Source organism: Agrobacterium sp. NPDC090273, assembly GCF_044772305.1.
GTDB lineage: Bacteria > Pseudomonadota > Alphaproteobacteria > Rhizobiales > Rhizobiaceae > Agrobacterium.
This window is the reverse complement of record NZ_JBIVYN010000005.1, coordinates 75,561-95,397: the sequence shown is the minus strand read 5'-3', so window position 1 is coordinate 95,397 and position 19,837 is coordinate 75,561. Positions and strand designations below refer to the sequence as shown.

Annotated in this window: 18 protein-coding genes, 2 tRNA genes and 1 riboswitch; of the genes, 13 read left to right on the top strand and 7 right to left on the bottom strand. The window is 57.2% G+C overall.

Annotated features, from left to right (window positions below; all coding sequences use genetic code 11):
• Nucleotides 1–219 precede the first annotated feature (219 nt).
• The 3 genes from ACIQT8_RS14775 to ACIQT8_RS14765 all read right to left on the bottom strand — a co-directional run bounded on the left by ACIQT8_RS14775 (nt 220) and on the right by ACIQT8_RS14765 (nt 1,678).
• Nucleotides 220–378: a YqaE/Pmp3 family membrane protein gene (locus ACIQT8_RS14775; RefSeq protein ID WP_138794432.1), complete on the bottom strand. Its 159-nt coding sequence runs from the start codon at nt 376–378 to the stop codon at nt 220–222.
• A gap of 120 nt (nt 379–498) precedes the next feature.
• Nucleotides 499–574: transfer RNA gene (locus ACIQT8_RS14770), tRNA-Thr, on the bottom strand.
• Nucleotides 575–715: 141 nt separating this feature from the next.
• Nucleotides 716–1,678 (bottom strand): NAD(P)H-dependent flavin oxidoreductase, encoded by a 963-nt coding sequence (locus ACIQT8_RS14765; RefSeq protein ID WP_400966534.1) that lies wholly within the window; start codon nt 1,676–1,678, stop codon nt 716–718.
• Nucleotides 1,679–1,933: 255 nt separating this feature from the next.
• Here ACIQT8_RS14765 and ACIQT8_RS14760 point away from each other — a divergent pair, with 255 nt between their 5' ends.
• A complete protein-coding gene (locus tag ACIQT8_RS14760) occupies nt 1,934–3,067 on the top strand; it encodes a hypothetical protein (RefSeq protein WP_400966532.1) in 1,134 nt (377 codons plus the stop codon).
• Between the two features lie 42 nt (nt 3,068–3,109).
• On the opposite strand, the gene ppk2 is transcribed toward ACIQT8_RS14760, so the two are convergent.
• The gene (gene ppk2, locus ACIQT8_RS14755; protein WP_138794435.1) at nt 3,110–3,991 is read right to left on the bottom strand and encodes a polyphosphate kinase 2; all 882 of its coding nucleotides are present in this window, start codon (nt 3,989–3,991) and stop codon (nt 3,110–3,112) included.
• A gap of 208 nt (nt 3,992–4,199) precedes the next feature.
• On the opposite strand from ppk2, the gene phoR reads away from it, so the two are divergent.
• The 7 genes from phoR (at nt 4,200) to phoB (ending at nt 12,113) form a co-directional block, all read left to right on the top strand.
• Nucleotides 4,200–5,468 carry a phosphate regulon sensor histidine kinase PhoR gene (gene phoR, locus ACIQT8_RS14750; protein ID WP_400966528.1) on the top strand — a complete coding sequence of 423 codons (1,269 nt, stop codon included), beginning with the start codon at nt 4,200–4,202 and terminating at the stop codon, nt 5,466–5,468.
• Between the two features lie 195 nt (nt 5,469–5,663).
• Nucleotides 5,664–6,698 (top strand): substrate-binding domain-containing protein, encoded by a 1,035-nt coding sequence (locus ACIQT8_RS14745; protein WP_400966525.1) that lies wholly within the window; start codon nt 5,664–5,666, stop codon nt 6,696–6,698.
• A gap of 239 nt (nt 6,699–6,937) precedes the next feature.
• Nucleotides 6,938–8,422, top strand: coding sequence for a phosphate ABC transporter permease subunit PstC (gene pstC / locus ACIQT8_RS14740; protein ID WP_400966522.1), 1,485 nt, complete (start codon nt 6,938–6,940; stop codon nt 8,420–8,422).
• Nucleotides 8,419–9,738 carry a phosphate ABC transporter permease PstA gene (gene pstA, locus ACIQT8_RS14735; protein ID WP_400966519.1) on the top strand — a complete coding sequence of 440 codons (1,320 nt, stop codon included), beginning with the start codon at nt 8,419–8,421 and terminating at the stop codon, nt 9,736–9,738. Before pstC ends, pstA begins: the two co-directional genes overlap by 4 nt.
• Nucleotides 9,739–9,754: 16 nt before the next feature.
• Nucleotides 9,755–10,570, top strand: coding sequence for a phosphate ABC transporter ATP-binding protein PstB (pstB, locus tag ACIQT8_RS14730; RefSeq protein ID WP_138794440.1), 816 nt, complete (start codon nt 9,755–9,757; stop codon nt 10,568–10,570).
• Between the two features lie 103 nt (nt 10,571–10,673).
• Complete coding sequence (gene phoU, locus ACIQT8_RS14725; protein ID WP_138794441.1) at nt 10,674–11,399, top strand: phosphate signaling complex protein PhoU; 726 nt, start codon at nt 10,674–10,676, stop codon at nt 11,397–11,399.
• A gap of 27 nt (nt 11,400–11,426) precedes the next feature.
• Entirely contained in the window at nt 11,427–12,113 is a 687-nt protein-coding gene (gene phoB / locus ACIQT8_RS14720) for a phosphate regulon transcriptional regulator PhoB (RefSeq protein WP_138794442.1), read from the top strand.
• Nucleotides 12,114–12,181: 68 nt separating this feature from the next.
• Here phoB and ACIQT8_RS14715 read toward each other — a convergent pair whose 3' ends face one another.
• Nucleotides 12,182–12,715, bottom strand: a complete 534-nt coding sequence (locus ACIQT8_RS14715; RefSeq protein ID WP_138794443.1) for a GcrA family cell cycle regulator — start codon at nt 12,713–12,715, stop codon at nt 12,182–12,184.
• 430 nt (nt 12,716–13,145) lie between these two features.
• Between ACIQT8_RS14715 and ACIQT8_RS14710 the strand changes: the two genes are divergently transcribed.
• The 3 genes from ACIQT8_RS14710 to ACIQT8_RS14700 all read left to right on the top strand — a co-directional run bounded on the left by ACIQT8_RS14710 (nt 13,146) and on the right by ACIQT8_RS14700 (nt 16,556).
• Nucleotides 13,146–14,348, top strand: a complete 1,203-nt coding sequence (locus tag ACIQT8_RS14710; protein WP_400966514.1) for an aspartate aminotransferase family protein — start codon at nt 13,146–13,148, stop codon at nt 14,346–14,348.
• Between the two features lie 55 nt (nt 14,349–14,403).
• Nucleotides 14,404–15,321 (top strand): ornithine carbamoyltransferase, encoded by a 918-nt coding sequence (gene argF, locus ACIQT8_RS14705; protein WP_138794445.1) that lies wholly within the window; start codon nt 14,404–14,406, stop codon nt 15,319–15,321.
• A 245-nt stretch (nt 15,322–15,566) separates the two neighbouring features.
• The gene (locus ACIQT8_RS14700; protein ID WP_138794446.1) at nt 15,567–16,556 is read left to right on the top strand and encodes an Hsp33 family molecular chaperone; all 990 of its coding nucleotides are present in this window, start codon (nt 15,567–15,569) and stop codon (nt 16,554–16,556) included.
• A gap of 49 nt (nt 16,557–16,605) precedes the next feature.
• On the opposite strand, the gene apaG is transcribed toward ACIQT8_RS14700, so the two are convergent.
• A complete protein-coding gene (gene apaG / locus ACIQT8_RS14695) occupies nt 16,606–16,998 on the bottom strand; it encodes a Co2+/Mg2+ efflux protein ApaG (protein ID WP_138794447.1) in 393 nt (130 codons plus the stop codon).
• 227 nt (nt 16,999–17,225) lie between these two features.
• Nucleotides 17,226–18,410, bottom strand: a complete 1,185-nt coding sequence (locus ACIQT8_RS14690; RefSeq protein ID WP_138794448.1) for an O-succinylhomoserine sulfhydrylase — start codon at nt 18,408–18,410, stop codon at nt 17,226–17,228.
• A 43-nt stretch (nt 18,411–18,453) separates the two neighbouring features.
• Nucleotides 18,454–18,532: riboswitch (SAM riboswitch) on the bottom strand.
• Between the two features lie 72 nt (nt 18,533–18,604).
• On the opposite strand from ACIQT8_RS14690, the gene ACIQT8_RS14685 reads away from it, so the two are divergent.
• Both ACIQT8_RS14685 and ACIQT8_RS14680 read left to right on the top strand, forming a co-directional pair.
• Nucleotides 18,605–19,702 (top strand): 2'-deoxycytidine 5'-triphosphate deaminase, encoded by a 1,098-nt coding sequence (locus tag ACIQT8_RS14685; RefSeq protein ID WP_400966509.1) that lies wholly within the window; start codon nt 18,605–18,607, stop codon nt 19,700–19,702.
• A 56-nt stretch (nt 19,703–19,758) separates the two neighbouring features.
• Nucleotides 19,759–19,832: transfer RNA gene (locus tag ACIQT8_RS14680), tRNA-Gly, on the top strand.
• Nucleotides 19,833–19,837 lie beyond the last annotated feature (5 nt).

The window sequence follows — 19,837 nt, the reverse complement described above, 5'->3', positions numbered from 1 at the left end:
GCAACTGCGCGAATTGACAACGATGACTAGCGAAATCCGAAAAACGACAATATCGCCAGCACGATGACGACGAGACCGACGATGTAAATGATCTGGTTCATGGCGTATCTCCCTTGATGCTGACTAGTAACGTGCAGGATCAAAGGATGTTCCCGGAAAGGCATAAGTCATCACTTTCTCGCGCATCGGAACGCGAGAAAGAGAGAGGCAGTTAAATGCTCATTTTCTCAGGATCACCCAGATCGCGTGGATGATGCCCGGCACATAGCCGCAGATCGTCAGAAGAATGTTAATCCAGAAATGCAGGCCAAGCCCCACCTGGAGAAAGACGCCAACGGGTGGCAGGAGAATGGCAATAAGAATTCGAATAACGTCCACGATAAACCTTTCATGTGAGCGCGTTTAACGATCAACGCATGCAGGTCATATGTGGTTTCACAGGTCTGCGAAGCAATAACGCGGAACTTGAAACAATGGAATTCTGGGGGGAGGAAGAAATGGTGCCGCTTACGTGACTCGAACACGTGACCCCATCATTACGAATGATGTGCTCTACCGACTGAGCTAAAGCGGCCCGACTTGCGATCCGAAATGTCTCGGATCAGCGTCATGGCGGGCTGATACAGGCAATGCTTACGGATTTCAAGTCTTGAATGCACGAGTTTTGAAAAATCCGCAAAAGCCTTGCCTGTTCCGATGTTTAAATGGCGAGCCTTCAGGCTATCGCGCAAAGGCGCTGGCGGGCGGCATTGTATTCGCAGGCCAGTCGGTCAACGAGATCTGAGACGGGTTCGATCGCCTTAACGGCGCCAATGCCCTGTCCCGCGCCCCATATATCCTTCCAGGCCTTGGCGCCCCCAGTGGCCGTTTCGAAGTCCATTTTCGAGGGATCGGCTTCCGGCAGGTTGTCCGGGTCCATGCCCGCCGCGACGATCGAGGGTTTCAGATAGTTGCCGTGAACGCCCGTGAAGTAATTCGAATAAACGATGTCGTTGGCGTGGGCCTCGACGATTGCCTGTTTGTAGGCATCGGAAGCGCGCGCTTCCTGCGTTGCGATAAAGGGTGAGCCGATATAGGCCATATCTGCCCCCATCGCCTGCGCGGCGAGGATGGAGCCGCCATTGGCGATCGCGCCGGCCAGCAACAATGGTCCGTCGAACCAGGTTCGGATTTCCTGCACAAGTGCGAAGGGCGAAAGCGTACCCGCATGCCCGCCGGCACCAGCCGCAACCGCAATCAGGCCGTCTGCACCTTTGCGAATGGCGGATCGGGCGTGCCGGTTATTGATGACGTCATGCAGCACGATGCCGCCATAAGAGTGCACAGCCGCGTTGACCTCTGGCACTGCCCCAAGCGAGGAAATCACGATAGGCACCTTGTATTTGACGCACAGACCGAGATCGTGCTCCAGACGCCGGTTCGACATGTGAACGATCTGATTGACCGCGAAGGGGGCTGCGGGTCGATCCGGATTGGCCTTGTTATGGGCAGCCAGTTCCTCGGTGATCATGGCCAGCCATTCGTCGAGTTGGCTTTCCGGCCGGGCATTGAGGGCGGGAAACGCGCCGATGATACCCGCCTTGCATTGCGCCAGCGTCAGTTGCGGATGTGAAATGATGAAAAGCGGCGAGGCAATGACCGGAAGACGCAGATTGTCTTTCAGTACGGACGGTAACATATTTCCTCCCATGAATTACGTTTACGCGCACGTAAGCATTATCGCGCTCGATCAGGGAATGAAAGCGAAAACACAAACGGCATGGTGATTGTCGAACATCTGCGGTCACCACGCCACAATGAACGGTTTTTCCCATTGCCTTTCGACCTTTATCCCAAAGGGTGCTTGCGGACGCGGCGCTTAGACGTTACCGAATCCTGAATAGAATGGCGCAATGCCGCAAATTTTTGCAAGGCAGCAGAACAAGGATCGGGCGTGAGCGGACTCGAAACGGCAATCAGAAATGCTCTGGAGAAATCGGACAGATCGAACGCCGAAGTTCGTGCGCGGATTTATCAGTCGTCAAGGCAGGCACTTGAGGCAGGTTTGCGCAAGCAGGGCATAGACGACCCGCAGGTGGTAGCCCAGCAGCGCCAGCGCCTGGAAACGCTTATCCATGTGATCGAAAACGAAGAGCGCAATCGCCTTCTCGATGCCGTTGAACGGCAATTGAAGCCGCAGCCGCATGATCATGACAATGCAGCGCATGCCAAGCCGGCCGATCAAGAGCAGCACGACGAGATTTCGGTTGAGCCGGAATTGCGCGGCGAAACGCGGGATGCCACACCTACTGCTCCGCATGTGGAGACGCTCCGGGCGGAACCGCGAACGGCAGCATCGCCGGTGAAAAACAAGCGCACGGGTGACGGTTCGCTTGCCTTTCGGCCAGAGGGTGCTGTACCGCGCAAGAAACGGCGTGGATTTTTTACGAAATTTTTCGTGATGGTGACGCTCCTTGCCTTTGTCGGCATGGGCGCGTGGTGGGTTTACTCTTCCGGTCTGCTGTTGTCGCCGGAGCAGCGGGATACGAGTGTGCCCAACCCGCCGGCAGAAGTTCAGTCGGAAGATTTTACCGGCACGGAACCGGCGCCAAGTCTTTCCGCAGGTCGTGGTTTTTCAGATGACTGGGTTGAATTGTTCAACGCAGAGCGCGGTGCTGCCGGCATTCAGGCGGGTAGCAGGGCCGGTATCGAAAGTATTGCCACGCCTGCAGGCAAGGCGGCACGCGTGACATCCAGATCCACGTCGCAGGACGGCAGTGTCAGCGTCGAGGTTCCAGTCGAGGTGCTGAGAGATATGGCGGGCAAGTCCTCGACTATATCGATCACCATGCAATCGTCCACCGACCGGCAGACCCAGGTCTCCATTGTTTGCGATTTCGCAACCTTGGGCGATTGTTCGCGTCACCGCTTCACGGCAACGGCAGAGCGGGCCGACATGCTGTTGAATGCGACTTTCGAACGGTCTCTGGCCCCCAACGCACCGGGACGTATCTTCATCAACAGCGACATCGACGGCAATGGCCGGTCGATCAACGTCTACTCGGTCCGTATTCTGCCAGGTCAATAAGAAAAAGCGCCGAAAAGGCGCTCTTTCGCTTTGCAAGCTTGGCTATTTCAGAAAGCCCGGTCCTGATCCGAGGATTTTGCCGTCGATCTCGCCGATCGCTTTTTTATCTTTGCCGTCATAATCAAGCGCGCTCAGAATATGACGGATGAGATTGACGCGGGCCCGCCGTTTGTCATTGGCCCGTACCACAGTCCAGGGCGCGACATCCGTGTGGGTCTTTTCCAGCATCTCGTCGCGTTTGGCCGTGTAATCATCCCATTTTGTCAGCGCGGCAATATCCATGTCTGACAGTTTCCAGCACTTCAGCGGGCTGTGCCGGCGATCATGAAAACGGTCGAGCTGTGTTTCGCGGCCGATGTCGAGCCAGAATTTGAACAGATAGATCCCCTCATGGGCGAGCATTTTTTCCATCCGTGGCGTTTCCTTCAGGAATCGCTTGTACTCATCTGGCGTGCAAAAGCCCATCACCGGTTCGACACCGGCGCGGTTGTACCAGGATCTGTCGAAGAGAACGAGTTCACCAGCCGTCGGGAAGTGCGAGATGTAACGCTGGAAGTACCATTGCCCACGTTCTGTTTCCGTCGGTTTTGGCAGCGCAACCACGCGTGCATAGCGCGGATTGAGGTAGGAGCGGGTGGCGAAGATCGCCCCGCCTTTTCCGGCCGCATCACGTCCTTCAAAAACGGAGAGAATGCGTTTACCGGTCGCCTGTAACCAGAACTGAACCTTGACGAGTTCTATCTGTAGCGCTTCGAGCGTCTCATCGTATTCGTCCTGCTTCATTTTCTTGTCGTAGGGGAAGCCGCCAGATGAGAGCTTTTTGCTCTCCACCCAATCCGGGAGGACAGGATTGTCGATATCGAAGACACGTGTCTTTCCGTCAATCGTCAGTTCGACCGACCGATCTTTCACCTCTGTTCCCATGCTCGCTCCCTTCATCGCACTATGAATGCTTTGTCCGGCATTGAGTTCACATTCGCACACGGAATTCAAGCGCGGGGAGCGGGATATGTTGCCGGCTTAATTTCGTGGATATAGGCTGTGAAACGCGTGTCGTGATGAATATCTGTCATAAAGCTGGCATATGAGATTTCGATTGCGTCATTGAGCGAGAATCGGAAAGCAGGCGAAAATGGCATCTATGGAAGGTGAGGAGAGGGGCGGGCATTTGTGGTGGAAGTTGCGCCATAGCTGGATGCCGATCCTTATCGTCACGATGCTTGCCATTGTCGCCCTTTTTGAGCTGCATTCGCCATATCTGCCTGCCGCATTGTGGCTTGGCGCCGTCATTGCCATCCTGCTTGTCGCTAAAAGCAAAAAGCGCGACCTTGTCATCGAAGAGGAAGCCCCTGTTGTCGAAGAGCGGGAAGAGGTCGGTGAAAATGTCATTGCCGGTGTAAGGGCGGGTTTGGCCGTTCTCGATACGCCCATTTTTATTTTGGACAAGAACACGGCTATTCTGTTTCAGAACGGGGCTGCGGAACGGGCTTTCGGTGCTTTGCCTGTTGGCGCGCATATTTCGGCAAGACTCCGCTCACCTGGTCTGCTTGACGCCATCCGCGAAACCGTGGCGACCGGTCAGCCTAACCAGATCGAACATTTCGAGCGGCTGCCGTCCGAACGGGTTTTCATCGCACGGATTGCCGTTGCCGATGTGCAGAAGGGTGTTGGGCCTGCATTCTACATACTCTCGTTCCGCGATGTCTCGGAACTGCGTCGCATCGACCGGATGCGCAGCGATTTTGTCGCCAATGCGAGCCATGAGTTGCGCACCCCGCTGGCTTCTCTGCGCGGTTTCATCGAAACCATGCAAGGTCCGGCGCGCAATGATCCCAAGGCCCAGGAACGCTTCCTTGCGATCATGCTGGATCAGTCCACCAGAATGGCCAGACTGGTGGACGACCTCATGTCGTTGTCGCGGCTTGAATTGCGCGCCAACATCGCCCCCGATCAGAAGGTCGATCTCGTATCCGTCATCGGCCATGTCAGGGACGCACTCTTGCCTCTGGCGAAAGATCTCGAGATGACCATCAATCTGCACCTGCCGGACCATCCGGTTGAGGTGGATGGTGACCGTGACGAGTTGGTACAGGTTTTCCAGAACCTCGTTGAAAACGCTTGTAAATATGGCCAGGAAGGCAAAATTGTCGATGTCTGGTTACGTGCCGAGCCGGGAAGCCCGGTCGAGGTAAGCGTTGTAGACAAGGGGCCGGGCATTCCGGCCGAGCATGTCCCGCGACTGACCGAGCGTTTTTATCGCGTCAGCGTTGCTGACAGCCGCTCGAAAAAGGGGACCGGGCTGGGGCTTGCCATCGTTAAGCATATCCTTACCCGCCACCGTGCCCGCCTCATTATCAAGTCCGAGCTGGACGTCGGAACCGACTTTACCGTCAGATTCTGACATAAAAGACGCCGCGATTGTCGGCTTATTCAATAAAATCATTAAAATTCAAAGGTATAGATTGTCACAAATCTTTTATGCAAATGACATAAAAGGATGTGGCTACGGTGGTTAAGAAGAGGTCGCCGAGCGCAAGCTACGAGCGAATGCCGCTATCGGCTGCGTCCACAAACAAGCCCACGATGGGAGAGACAAATGAATATCGTTAAATTTTCCGCAGCAGCCCTGGTGGCCTCTGTCGCCTTTGCTGGCGCCGCCGCTGCTCGCGACCAGATCCAGGTTGCTGGTTCTTCCACAGTTCTGCCCTACGCAAAGATCGTTGCTGAAACCTTCGCTGAAACCTTCCCGAACTTTAAGGCTCCGGTTGTTGAGTCTGGCGGCACGGGCGGCGGTCTCAAGGCATTCTGCTCGGGCGTTGGCGAAGGCACGATCGACATTGCCAATGCTTCGCGCGCCATCAAGGCTGACGAACTGGCTGCCTGCAAGGCAGCTGGCGTGACCGACGTTCAGGAAGTCAAGATCGGTTACGATGGCATCGTTTTCGCCATGGACAAGTCCAACCCGGACGTAAAGCTTGAGCCTAAGGACCTTTACCTCGGTCTCGCCGCAGAAGTTATCAAGGACGGCAAGCTCGTTGCCAACCCTTACAAGAAGTGGTCTGAAATCAACAAGGAACTGCCTGATGTAGCGATCGCCGCTTACATCCCTGGCTCCAAGCACGGCACGCGCGAAGTCTTCGAAGAGAAGATCATGGCTGACGGCTGCAAGGAAGCTGGCGCAACCGACGTTATCAAGGGTCTGGTTTCCGACGCCAAGCAGGCTGCCGCCAAGTGCGTAGCTGTTCGTAAGGACGGCGCTGCTGTTGATATCGACGGCGACTACACCGAGACCCTCGCTCGCATCGACGCCAACAAGACCGGCCTCGGCGTATTTGGTCTGGCTTTCTACGAAAACAACGCTGACCGCCTCAAGGTTGCGACCGTAAGCGGTGTTGTTCCGTCGACCGAGACTGTTGCCAGCGGCAAGTACCCGGTTTCGCGCCCGCTGTTCTTCTACGTGAAGAAGGCTCACCTCGGCGTTATCCCTGGCCTCAAGGAATATGTTGAGTTCTTCGTTTCGGACGAGATGATCGGCCCTGACTCTCCGCTCGCCAACTACGGCCTGGTTGCAGCTCCGGACGCAGAGCGTGAAGAAATCCGCTCGAAGTTCGGCGCCGGCTCCACGATGTAATAAGGCTGAAGGGCGCGGCTTGTCCGCGCCCTTCGCTTCGTTTGTCCTCGGTTGACAGTTCCTATTCATCATTGCGTGCATGATTTCAGATGGATAGGACGTATCAACCTTGACGTCTGTCCGGCTTTCCTAGAGGGAGGCGGCAGGCTTTCAAAGGATGATCCAGCAGTCTCCTTTTTGATGACTTTAAATTTGCCCGATATCGCACCGTGCCTTTGAGGCACGCCGAGGGAACTCTAATGAACACATCCATTCTTTTGCTGGTACTGGCGCTGATCGGCATCGGCAGTTATCTGCTTGGCAGTCGCCGGGCCGTTGCGCTTTCTGGGGGGCGTCCCTCCAGCATGCATTCCCGTGCTGGCTATCACGGTTCTTACGCTGTCGTCTGGGCCGTTTTGCCCGCAGCGCTCATCCTCGCAGTCTGGCTTGTGATCAGCCCATTGATGGTCACGTCAGCCGTGCGCGGCGGATTTCCTGAAGATGTGCGTGCGCAGCCTGAAGCGCAGCAGAGCCTGACCTATGGCATGGTAACGTCGATTGCACGTGGTCTGCAGAGATTGAACACCGAGGAACTGGCGCAGGTCGAAGCGGATACTGCCGCTACCCGTCCGTTGCTGGCGTCCAAGGGCGTCGCAATTGCTGGCGACCCAGAGCGCTATATGATCGATGCCGCGCGCACACTCAATGGCATGACGTCGACCAGCCGGTTGGCGATGATCGTTGTGGTGCTGGCAGCCGCATTGGCTGGCGGCGCATATGCGCTTCGGTCCATCGCGCCGCGTTTCAGAGCGCGCAATCAGGTCGAGAAGGTCATTCTTGCCTCCTTGCTGGTTGCCTCTTCGATCGCCATCCTGACGACAATCGGCATCGTACTTTCGATGCTGACGGAAGCCATCCAGTTCTTCACCATGGTTCCGGCGCACGAATTTTTCTTCGGCACGGTCTGGGACCCGCGTTTTGCCGCAGCCGGTGCGACGGATAGTTCCGGTCAGTTCGGTCTGATCCCGCTGCTCGCAGGCACACTTTATATCGGCTTCGTCGCGATGCTTGTCGCCGTTCCGGTTGGTTTGTTCTCGGCAATCTACATGTCGGAATATGCCGGACCGAAGCTGCGTTCGGTCGCAAAGCCCTTGCTTGAGGTTCTCGCCGGCATTCCGACGATCGTCTACGGCTTTTTCGCCCTGACGACGGTCGGACCGTTCCTGCGCGATATTTCCGCACAGATCAACGGCCTTGCCACCGGCAACTACACGAACTTCATTCAGGCACAGAGCGTTCTGACGGCCGGTTTCGTCATGGGCATCATGCTGATCCCTTACGTCTCGTCCCTGTCGGACGATATCATCACCGCCGTGCCGCGTTCGCTCCGTGATGGTTCGCTGGGGCTCGGTGCGACCCGCTCGGAGACGGTCAAGAAGGTTATTCTTCCGGCCGCTCTTCCAGGCATCGTCGGCGCGCTTCTGATGACGGCCTCTCGCGCCATCGGTGAAACCATGATCGTGGTTCTCGCCGCCGGTGTTGCTGCCCGCCTGCAGATCAATCCTCTTGAGCCGATGACCACCGTCACCGTGAAGATCGTCAGCCAGTTGACGGGTGACCTCGAGTTCACCTCGCCACAAACGCTGGTCGCCTTCGCGCTCGGCATCACGCTTTTTGCCATCACGCTATGCCTCAATATCTATGCGCTCTACATCGTGCGCAAATACCGGGAGCAGTATGAATGACCGACATCGTTTCTCCCGCAACCGGCGGTGCCACAAGTGCACCGGCCCGGCGTGATATCGGCATCAAGCGCCGTTATGCCGCAGAACGTCGCTTCCGTGCCTATGGAATGGCAGCGATTTCCTTCGGTCTGATCTTCCTGTTCCTGCTTCTTTGGTCGGTTGTCGGCAAGGGATACACGGCCTTCCAACAGACGATGATCACTGTGCCGGTGGAATTCTCCGAGCAGATCATCGATCCCAAGAACGAGCGTGCGACCAATCCGACGAAGCTCATGACCGCCAACTACCCAGTGATCGCCCGTGATGCGGTTGCCAAGGTTCTTGGAGTGGCACCGACGGACCGCGCCGGTCTGCGGGCCGTCAACGCCATGATTTCGGACAGCGTCCGCACCCAGTTGCGTGACATTGTCACCGCTGATCCCTCGATCATCGGCACGACGCGAAATGTGACGCTGCTCGCTTCTGGCGATGTCGACAGCGCCTTCAAGGGTCAGGTCGACCTGACGGTGGATGAAAACAACCGCCGCGTTTCGAACCAGCAGCTTGGCTGGATGAACCAGCTCGTTGAGAGCGGCCAGCTTGCCAAGCATTTCAACACGGGCATCTTCGTCAACGGCGCGTCGAGCCGTCCGGAAGCTGCCGGCGTCGGCGTGGCGCTGATCGGCTCTTTCTACATGATGATGATCGTTCTCGTGCTGTCGTTGCCGATTGGCGTTGCAGCCTCGATCTATCTCGAGGAGTTTGCACCGAAAAACCGCCTGACGGATCTTATCGAGGTGAACATCAACAACCTCGCGGCTGTTCCTTCGATCGTTTATGGTCTGCTTGGTCTCTCGGTCTTCATCAACTTCATGGGCTTTCCGCGCTCGGCCTCGCTGGTCGGCGGTCTCGTCCTGACATTGATGACGCTGCCAACCATCATTATCGCGACCCGCGCTGCCCTCAAGGCTGTGCCACCGTCCATTCGCGCCGCTGCCCTTGGTCTTGGCGCATCGAAGATGCAGACGATCTTCCACCACGTGCTGCCGCTTGCCATGCCTGGCATTCTGACCGGCACGATCATCGGCCTCGCACACGCCCTTGGCGAAACGGCGCCGCTGCTTTTGATCGGCATGGTGGCCTTCGTTGCGAACTACCCGACGACGCCGCTCGATCCTTCGACGGCACTGCCGGTACAGATTTACATGTGGGCGAACGAAGCAGAGCGTGCCTTTGTCGAAAGAACATCTGGCGCTATCATCATCCTGCTCCTGTTCCTCATCGTCATGAATGTTGGCGCAATCCTGTTGCGTCGCCGCTTCGAACGGCGCTGGTAAAGGGAGCTAGAAAGCTATGAACATGTTGTCGGAAGCAGCAGTTGAAAAGGCGCTGGACAAGAAAATGAATGAAGTTTCGTACAAGATGATTGGCAAGGACGTTTCGGTTTTTTACGGCGAAAAGCGCGCGCTTTACGACGTGAACCTGAATGTCCGCGAAAATACCGTTACTGCGCTTATTGGTCCGTCCGGTTGCGGCAAATCCACCTTCCTGCGTACCCTGAACCGCATGAATGATACGATCGATGGCTGTAAGGTCACCGGCAAGATCACGCTCGATACGGATGATATCTACGATCCGGCAATCGACGTGGTGGAACTGCGTGCTCGTGTCGGCATGGTGTTCCAGAAGCCGAACCCGTTCCCGAAGTCGATCTACGAAAACATTGCTTACGGTCCGCGTATCCATGGCCTCGCCCGTAACAAGGCGGATATGGACCAGATCATCGAGTCCAGCCTGCAGAAGGCCGGTCTGTGGAATGAGGTGAAGGATCGTCTGCATGAATCCGGTACGGGTCTGTCCGGCGGTCAGCAGCAGCGCCTTTGCATCGCACGCGCAGTTGCCGTGTCCCCGGAAGTGATCCTCATGGACGAGCCTTGCTCGGCCCTCGACCCGATCGCTACCGCCAAGGTCGAGGAACTGATCCATGAGCTGCGTGCCAACTTCACGATCGTGATCGTAACCCACTCCATGCAGCAGGCCGCTCGCGTCTCGCAGCGCACCGCGATGTTCCATCTTGGCCATCTGGTCGAGGAGAACGAAACGGACAAGATGTTCACCAACCCGGATGACCAGCGCACGCAGGACTACATCATGGGCCGCTTCGGCTGATTGCCCGCTCAGCGCCTCAGAGAAACCGAACAAGTTTGGCGCCTCCGTTCTGCCACCCGCCATCAGCAGGTGAAAACGGAAGGCAAAGCCCAGGGACGAGATCATGACACAGACAACGACGCATTCGCATATCATGTCGGTTTACGACGACGAGTTGAAATTCCTCAGCCGCCGGATTGCCGAAATGGGCGGCCTGGCGGAGCAGATGTGCGCGGACGCCGTTCGCGCCCTTGTCAATTCCGATGCGGCATTGGCGCAGAAGGTGATTTCCGACGACGCGATCCTTGACCACGCCGAGCGTGAAATCGGCGACAAGGCCATCGTCACCATCGCCAAGCGCCAGCCAATGGCTGCCGACCTGCGCGAAATCATCGGTACGCTGCGCATTGCGGCGGATCTTGAGCGCGTCGGCGATCTCGGCAAAAACACCGCCAAGCGCGTGATTGCCGTTGCAGGAACCGGTGTTCCACGCAAGCTGGCTCGCGGCCTCGAACATCTCTCCGAGCTTGCCCTCGTGCAGCTCAAGGAAGTTCTCGATGTTTATTCGACACGTTCGGCTGAGAAGGCGCAGGCCATCCGCGAACGCGATGAAGAAATCGACGCGATGTACACCTCGCTCTTCCGCGAGCTGCTGACCTACATGATGGAAGATCCGCGCAACATCACGACCTGCACGCATCTTCTGTTCTGCGCCAAGAACATCGAACGTATCGGCGACCATGCGACCAATATCGCCGAGACGATCTACTACATGACCACCGGCAGCCAGCCGGAAGGTGAGCGTCCGAAGGACGATAGTTCCAACACTCTCGGTTCCGTGACCGAGTAACAGACCGGCAGACCTGCGGAGTTCAGTATGGTACCGAAGATTGCAGTTGTTGAAGATGAAGAGGCGCTGAGCGTTCTGCTTCGTTACAATCTTGAGGCTGAGGGTTACGACGTCGACACGATACCGCGTGGCGATGAGGCCGAGATCAGATTGCAGGAGCGGGTTCCCGACCTCCTGATCCTGGACTGGATGTTGCCTGGCGTCTCCGGTATCGAACTGTGCCGCCGGTTGAGGATGCGGGCGGAAACCGAACGTTTGCCGATCATCATGCTGACAGCGCGTGGCGAAGAAAGCGAACGCGTTCGCGGTCTCGCCACAGGCGCGGATGACTATGTGGTGAAACCCTTCTCCACGCCGGAACTGATGGCACGCGTCAAGGCGATGCTGCGTCGCGCCCGCCCAGAGGTTTTGTCGTCAGTCCTGAAATGCGGCGACATCGAACTGGATCGGGAAACGCACCGCGTGCATCGTAAGACGCGTGAAGTGCGCCTGGGACCGACCGAGTTCCGTCTTCTGGAATTCCTGATGACATCGCCGGGTCGTGTTTTCTCCCGTTCGCAGTTGCTGGATGGCGTCTGGGGTCACGATATCTATGTGGACGAACGGACCGTTGACGTCCACGTTGGCCGTCTGCGCAAGGCGCTCAATTTTTCGAACATGCAGGATGTCATCCGCACGGTCCGTGGCGCCGGTTATTCCATGGAAGCGGCATAATCCAACATCACATACCCTAAACGAAAAACGGGCCGTAAGGCCCGTTTTTTTATTCCGTGTTGTTCCGCTTATGCCTTGCGGCGTTCGCTGACAGGCTGGTAGGCGAGCTTCGCATGGAACTTGCAGTAGGGCGAAGATTCCAGGGCTTCGCAGCCACAGAAATGGAAGTCGTCCTTCAGCGGGTCGCCAACCGGCCACTTGCAGGTGCGCTCGGTCAATTCCGTCAGCGTCAGGCGGCGCGAGGCCGGCGTAACGATATCGCGCGAAGGAACGTATTCGAGCACCTGAGCGGTCTCGATATCCATCTCTTCGTGAAGGGCTGTCGCAACGCTGGCGCGTGCCACGGTCCGAACCGGCGTGGTGTTGACGCGGGCGGTGTAGGTTGCCGTACGAGGTGCCGCTGGTGCCGTACGCTTCGGTGCAGAGCGCGCCGATGTCACGGTTCCGCCAGCCTTGGCGCGGCCCGGAAGATTGAGACGGTGAACCTTGCCGATAACGGCGTTACGGCTTACACCACCCAACTGTGCCGCTATCTGGCTGGCACTGAGGCCCTCGGACCAAAGTTTCTTGAGTTTTTCGACTCGTTCATCCGTCCAGTTCATGCCGCTTCTCCGCTCGTCGCGTCTATTTCGGCAGAATCCTTCTCCATCTCGCGAGCGCACTCCGAGTGTCAATTCCGCCGGATTTTTGGTGACTAGTTCCGCCGCAATGCAGTCTAGTAATTGACGATTAACCTAGTGTGAGGCTGACTCCGTGGCAAGAGTCGCGGGAATCATCTGGAATCGATTTTCCGGTTTTCCCCAACTTGCTGTTCAGGAGAGTCCGAAAGGCAACACCTTGTGGTTCGGTCACGTGTTCCCACTATGACTTGGGAACGCCGGAAAATGAGGACTTTTGTTGACATCGGCAGTTGAAGTGACAATAGTGCCCCAGCCGCCGCAAGGCGGCATTTTTGATTTTCAGGCAAGGGATAACCTTGTCCACCTATTGACAACGATATGAAAGCGCATTTGCGCAAGGAGTGATGCAGCCATGGCCGAAGCCAACGCGCCATTGTTTGATACGTTTTCAAGAGCGCCGCTGCGTTTCGAACGCGGTGAGGGCGTCTGGCTGTTCACGGAAAGCGGCGAGCGATATCTCGATTTTGCGGCCGGTGTTGCTGTCAATTCCTTGGGGCATGCGCATCCGCATCTCGTCGAGGCTATCAAGACGCAGGCTGAAAAGGTCTGGCACGTTTCCAACCTTTATGAAGTGCCCGGACAGGAAAAGCTCGCAAAGCGCCTGACCGAAGCAACATTTGCTGACAAGGTGTTCTTCACCAACTCCGGTGCTGAGGCGCTGGAATGTGCCATCAAGACTGCACGCCGTTATCACTACTCCAAGGGCCACCCGGAAAAGTTCCGCATCGTCACCTTTGAAGGTGCGTTCCACGGCCGGACGCTGGCAACAATCGCTGCAGGCGGGCAGCAGAAATATCTCGAAGGTTTCGGCCCCAAGGTTGAAGGTTTCGATCAGGTACCGTTCGGTGATCTCGAGGCCTTGAAAGCCGTTATCACCAATGAGACGGCAGCCCTGCTGATCGAACCGATCCAGGGTGAGGGCGGCATTCGCGCGCCCAGCAAGGAATTCCTGCAGACGCTTCGTGATCTCTGCAACGAACACGGCATGCTGCTGATCTTTGATGAGGTTCAGACGGGTGTTGGACGTACCGGCAAACTGTTTGCGTACGAGTGGACTGGCGTTGCGCCTGACATCATGGCTGTTGCAAAGGGTATTGGGGGCGGCTTCCCGCTCGGCGCTTGCCTTGCGACGGCTGATGCGGCTTCCGGCATGACCGCAGGCGTGCACGGCACGACCTATGGCGGCAATCCGCTCGCCATGGCCGTCGGCAATGCCGTACTGGACGTTGTTCTTGCGGACGGCTTCCTTGAACGAGTGCGTGATGTCGCGCTGGTGTTCCGTCAGGGGCTTGCTTCGCTCAAGGATCGCTTCCCCGACGTGATCGAGGAAATCCGTGGCGAAGGTTTGCTTCTCGGCATCAAGGCGCGCGTACCATCAGGCGAATTGCTGCAGGCGATGCGAGCAGAGCATCTGCTCGGCGTGCCTGCGGGCGACAACGTGGTGCGCCTTCTGCCGCCGCTTGTTACCACGGCGGAAGAAGCGCGAGAGGGTCTTTCGCGTATCGAAACGGCTGCCGCCTCTCTGACAGCGGCAAAGCAGGCGAAGATCGCGTGACAAGGGTTAAGGCGGACCTGCTTTGACAGGTCCGCAAGCATTGGGACAGGGTAGCATGGCTTCACCAAAACATTTTCTCGACCTCTCTGCCGTCGGCTCAGAGGATTTGCGGACAATTCTCGACGATGCGCGGGTGCGCAAGATCGCCACGAAAAACGGTACGGCAGAAAAGCCGCTTGCCGGCAAAATGCTGGCGATGATTTTCGAAAAGCCCTCTACCCGAACCCGTGTTTCCTTTGACGTAGGCATGCGCCAGCTCGGCGGCGAAACGCTTTTCCTCTCCGGCACAGAGATGCAGCTTGGCCGCGCCGAGACCATCGGCGACACTGCCAAGGTGTTGTCGCGTTATGTGGACGCGATCATGATCCGCACCACGGATCACACCCGCCTGCTCGAACTTGCTGAACACGCAACCGTTCCTGTCATCAACGGCCTCACAGATGACACCCATCCCTGCCAGATCATGGCGGATATCCTGACGTTCGAAGAACACCGTGGTCCGGTGAAGGGCAAGACGATTGCCTGGACAGGCGACGGCAACAATGTGCTGCATTCCTTCGTGGAAGGCTCCGCACGCTTTGGCTACCGGATGAACATGGCCGTGCCGATGGGCTCGGAGCCACACGACAAGTTCCTGAACTGGGCCCGCAACAATGGTGGTGACATCATGCTCTGCCACGATGCTGACAAGGCTGTTGCCGGTGCGGATTGCGTGGTCACCGATACCTGGGTCTCGATGAACCAGGAACACAAGGCGCGCGGCCACAACATCTTCCAGCCCTATCAGGTCAATGAAGCCCTGATGGCAAAGGCCGACAAGGATGCAGTCTTCATGCATTGCCTGCCGGCTCACCGTGGTGAGGAAGTGACCGACGCAGTCATCGACGGATCGCAATCGGTCGTTTTCGATGAAGCCGAAAACCGCCTGCATGCGCAGAAGTCCGTCATTGCATGGTGCATGGGCGTCATCTGACGTTCTCCGCACCGCTTGCATGCGGTATCGCAGCAGGTTCTTGAACTTTGCTGCGCCTATAACCATCTGAGGCACTTCAAAGGGCTCGCCGGATATTACCTGGCGGGCCATCGTCACGTTTTGCACGATTTTGTCTGGCAGTGGTTTCTCTCTCCGGCAACGTGTGCGACAAGCAAAAAAACGAAAGTCGGAACGCCGGGCATTGTCCGGTTGCGGCGCATTTGGCTGCGCCAAGGAGTATGGATATGGCAGACGCAACAGTTGAACTGGATGATCTCGATTTTGCCGGCGACGATAAGGTCGTGCCGTTTCAGGTCGAAGGTCTGGACGTGCGCGGTCGCGCCGTTCAGGTGGGGCCGCTGCTGAATGCTATTCTTGAGCGCCATAATTACCCCGAGCCGGTTGCCCGCTTGTTGGCAGAGGCGACGGTCCTGACGGCCTTGATCGGCACCTCGCTGAAGTTTTCCGGCAAGCTGACGGTTCAGACGAAGGGTGATGGCCCCGTCGATCTGCTTGTCGCGGATTTCTCTGCGCCTGAGAGCATGCGCGCCTATGCGCGGTTTGATGATGAGCGGCTGGCCGAAGCTACGGCTGCTGGCGCAACCTCGCCGGAGCAGTTGCTGGGAACGGGCATTCTGGCCTTCACCATCGATCAGGGTGCGGGCATGCAGCCTTATCAGGGCATCGTGCCGCTCGACGGTTCTTCGCTTGAAGAGATTGCCGGTGTCTATTTCCGTCAGTCGGAACAGCTTCCCACACGGGTGCGGCTCGGTGTGGCGGAGTTCTTTGACCGTGATGCCAACGGCAAGCCACGCCACGGATGGCGGGCAGGGGGCGTGATTGCCCAGTTCCTGCCGCAGGCCCCGGAACGGCTCCGCTCGCGTGATCTTCATGGCGGTGATGGCGACGAGAACGGTCATGGTCATGTCGAAGACGATGCATGGACGGAAGCGGTGACCTTGCTGGATACGGTGGACACCGACGAGCTCACCGACCCGCAGGTGCCGGTTGAGCGACTATTGTACCGTCTTTTCCATGAGCGCGGCGTGCGCATCTACGAACCGCAATCGGTCGTCGATCGCTGCAATTGTTCTCGCGAAAAGATCAAGGGCGTGTTGAGCGGCTTTACGGCCGAGGAGATTGAGGTAAGCCAGGAAGACGGTGCGATTGCCGTGACCTGCGAGTTCTGCTCCACCACCTATCGGTACGACGTCAGCGAACTCGAGAACGCCTGATAAAAACAGCAAGGCCGCACCGGTCCTCTGGTGCGGCCTTTTTCAAACCTTAGTTCAGAACACGCAGAAGTCCTGGCGAATCCAGCGAAAACGCAGGTATCGTCACAGTGAACACTTCGCCGCTGTCTGCTTCCATTTCATAATGTCCAAACATCAGTCCCGATGGTGTGTCGAGCGGACAACCGGATGAATATTCGTAGGTGTCGCCCGGTTTCAGATGCGGCTTTTCACCAACGACGCCAGGTCCGTAGACCTCATCCACCTGTCCATTCTGATCGGTAATGTGCCAGTATCGGTTCACGAGCGTCACTGACAGGTCTGAGTTGTTGGAGATCACGACTTTGTAACCCCAAACATAGCGGTCGTCATCCGGATCGGATTGTTCTTCGAGATAATACGGATCAACCGTCACCTCGATGTCCCTTGTCAGAGCACGGTACATACGCGCCACCTCGATATTATGCCTTGTGCCTGCATCCTACACTATAGGAGCTGCTTATCGTCAAGAAAATGAACGACTTGCGGAGGTCTTGGGGCTCCAGCCGCTCGGGTTTCGTCCACTAGGGATAACGATAAAGGTAAATTTCGGTTGCCCGAACCAGGCAGTTAAAATCTGAAACCCATTATGTAGACCCTAGCCTGACGTTGCCGCCGGGCCAGGGCAGGAGCTTAAGCGGAGACCGCTTCTAGAGCTTTCGCGAAGTCTTCCAGCAGATCGTCGGTGTCCTCGATGCCGCACGAAAGACGCAGCGTGCCGCCGGAAATGCCGAGTTCAGCGCGCGCCTCGTCGGTCAGGTTCTTGTGCGTTGTTGTGCCCGGATGCGTGATCAGGCTCTTTGCATCGCCGAGATTGTTGGAAATCTTGACGACCTCCAGGGCGTTCTGGAGTGCGAAGGCCGCATCCTTGCCGCCCTTGAGTTCAAACGCCACCAGCGTCGAGCCACCGGTCATCTGCTTTGCAATGATGTCAGCCTGCGGGTGATCGGCGCGGCCTGGATAAATGACCTTCGCAACCTTGCTGTTGCCAGCCAGGAAATCGGCGATCTTGCCTGCGTTCGCCGTCTGTTGGCGTACGCGCAGCGGCAAGGTTTCGATACCTTTCAGCAGCGTCCAGGCGTTGAACGGCGACATCGCCGGGCCCGTATGGCGGAAGTAATCCTGCAGTTCCTCTTCGATCCACTTCTTGTCGGAAAGGATGACGCCGCCGAGGCAGCGGCCCTGGCCGTCAATGTGCTTCGTCGCAGAGTAGACAACGATATGCGCGCCGAGTTCCAGCGGCTTCTGGAAAAGCGGCGTGGCGAACACATTGTCGACGACAACCTTTGCACCAATCTGGTTGGCAAGCTTGGCAACACCGGCGATGTCGACCACCTCAAGTGTCGGGTTGGTCGGGCTTTCAAGGAAGAACAGCTTGGTGTTCGGCTGGATCGCCTGTTCCCAGTTGGCCAGATCACGACCGTCGATCAGCGTGCACTCGATGCCGTATTTCGGGGCAAGTGTTTCCACCACCCAGCGGCACGAACCAAACAGTGCGCGAGCTGCAACGATATGATCGCCGGCGCGAAGCTGGCACATGATTGCTGCGGTGACGGCAGCCATGCCGGAGGCAAGCGCGCGGGCGTCTTCAGCACCTTCCAGCAGGCACATGCGTTTTTCGAACATGTCGTTGGTCGGGCTTGCGTAACGTGCGTAGATGAAGCCGTCTGTCTCACCCTTGAAGCGTGCTTCCGCAGCCTCGGAGTTTTCATAGACAAAACCCTGTGTCAGATAGATCGCCTCAGACGTCTCGCCGTACGGGGAGCGTAGCGTACCGCCGTGAACCAGTTGGGTTGCCGGGCGCCATTTATTGCTCATGTGATCACCTTCAAAACAAAAAAACCGGCCGCAAAAGCAGACCGGTTACAAGCACCCGGTCTTTTTAGCCACTTGTTTAACGTGGCTGCAAGCCGACCGGCCAAATCACCACGGGATAAGCTTGCCTTACTGCCGTTACTGGCTTGCGTCAATGCTTTCCTTTTGGTTTTGTCGCCACAAAAGGGATGATGAAAATGACGAGAACGACAGGCATACTGGCAGATGGCGCAATCAAGGCATTGTTTGCCAGCGGTAAGCTGAAAAGCGAAGCGCCTCTGGAAGCCGATCAGGTGCAGCCTGCCAGTCTCGATCTCAGGTTGGGCTCGAAGGCTTATCGTGTTCGCGCCAGCTTCATGCCTGGCCCTGGCACACCTGTGCTCGACAAGCTTAATCGCCTGAGACTGCACGAAGTCGACCTCAGTGAGGGGGCGGTGCTGGAAACCGGCTGCGTCTATATCGTTCCGCTGATGGAGAGCCTCGCTTTGCCTGCCGACATGTCGGCATCGGCCAATCCGAAAAGTTCGACAGGCCGTCTCGATATCTTCACGCGCGTCATCACCGACAATGCGCAGGAATTCGACAAGATTCCGGCTGGCTACAGTGGCCCTCTATACCTCGAAATCAGCCCGCGCACATTCCCGATCGTCGTGCGCCGCGGTTCGCGCCTGTCGCAGATCCGCTTCCGCATGGGGCAGTCCCTGCTCAACGAAAGCGAATTGCTCGGCCTGCATGCCGCAGAAACGCTGGTTGCCAGTGAAACGCCGAATGTTACGGGTGGCGGTATCGCGCTTTCCATCGACCTCAAAGGTTTCGGTGATGATGGCCTGATCGGTTATCGCGGCAAACACCATACCGCGGTTATCGATGTCGACAAGAAAGCCCAGCACGACGTTCTGGATTTCTGGGAACCGCTTTATGCACGCGGCCGTGCCGAACTGATCCTTGACCCCGATGAATTCTACATTCTCGTATCACGCGAAGCCGTGCATGTGCCGCCGCTTTTCGCGGCTGAAATGACACCGTTCGATCCCTTGGTCGGCGAATTCCGCGTTCACTATGCCGGCTTCTTCGATCCGGGCTTTGGCCATGCACAGGCGGGCGGCACGGGTAGCCGCGCCGTTCTGGAAGTGCGCAGCCATGAAGTCCCGTTCATTCTTGAACATGGCCAGATTGTTGGACGCCTTGTCTATGAACATATGCTGGAGAAGCCGGAAGGCCTCTACGGTTCCGGCCTCGGCTCGAACTATCAGGCACAGGGCCTGAAGCTCTCCAAGCATTTCCGGGCCGCCTAAATAGATCCTGTACCGCTTGACAGTTTTTACGAACTGTCGGAATTGTTGTGCAGCAGGCGGGTGTAGCTCAATGGTAGAGCAGCAGCTTCCCAAGCTGAATACGAGGGTTCGATTCCCTTCACCCGCTCCAGCATC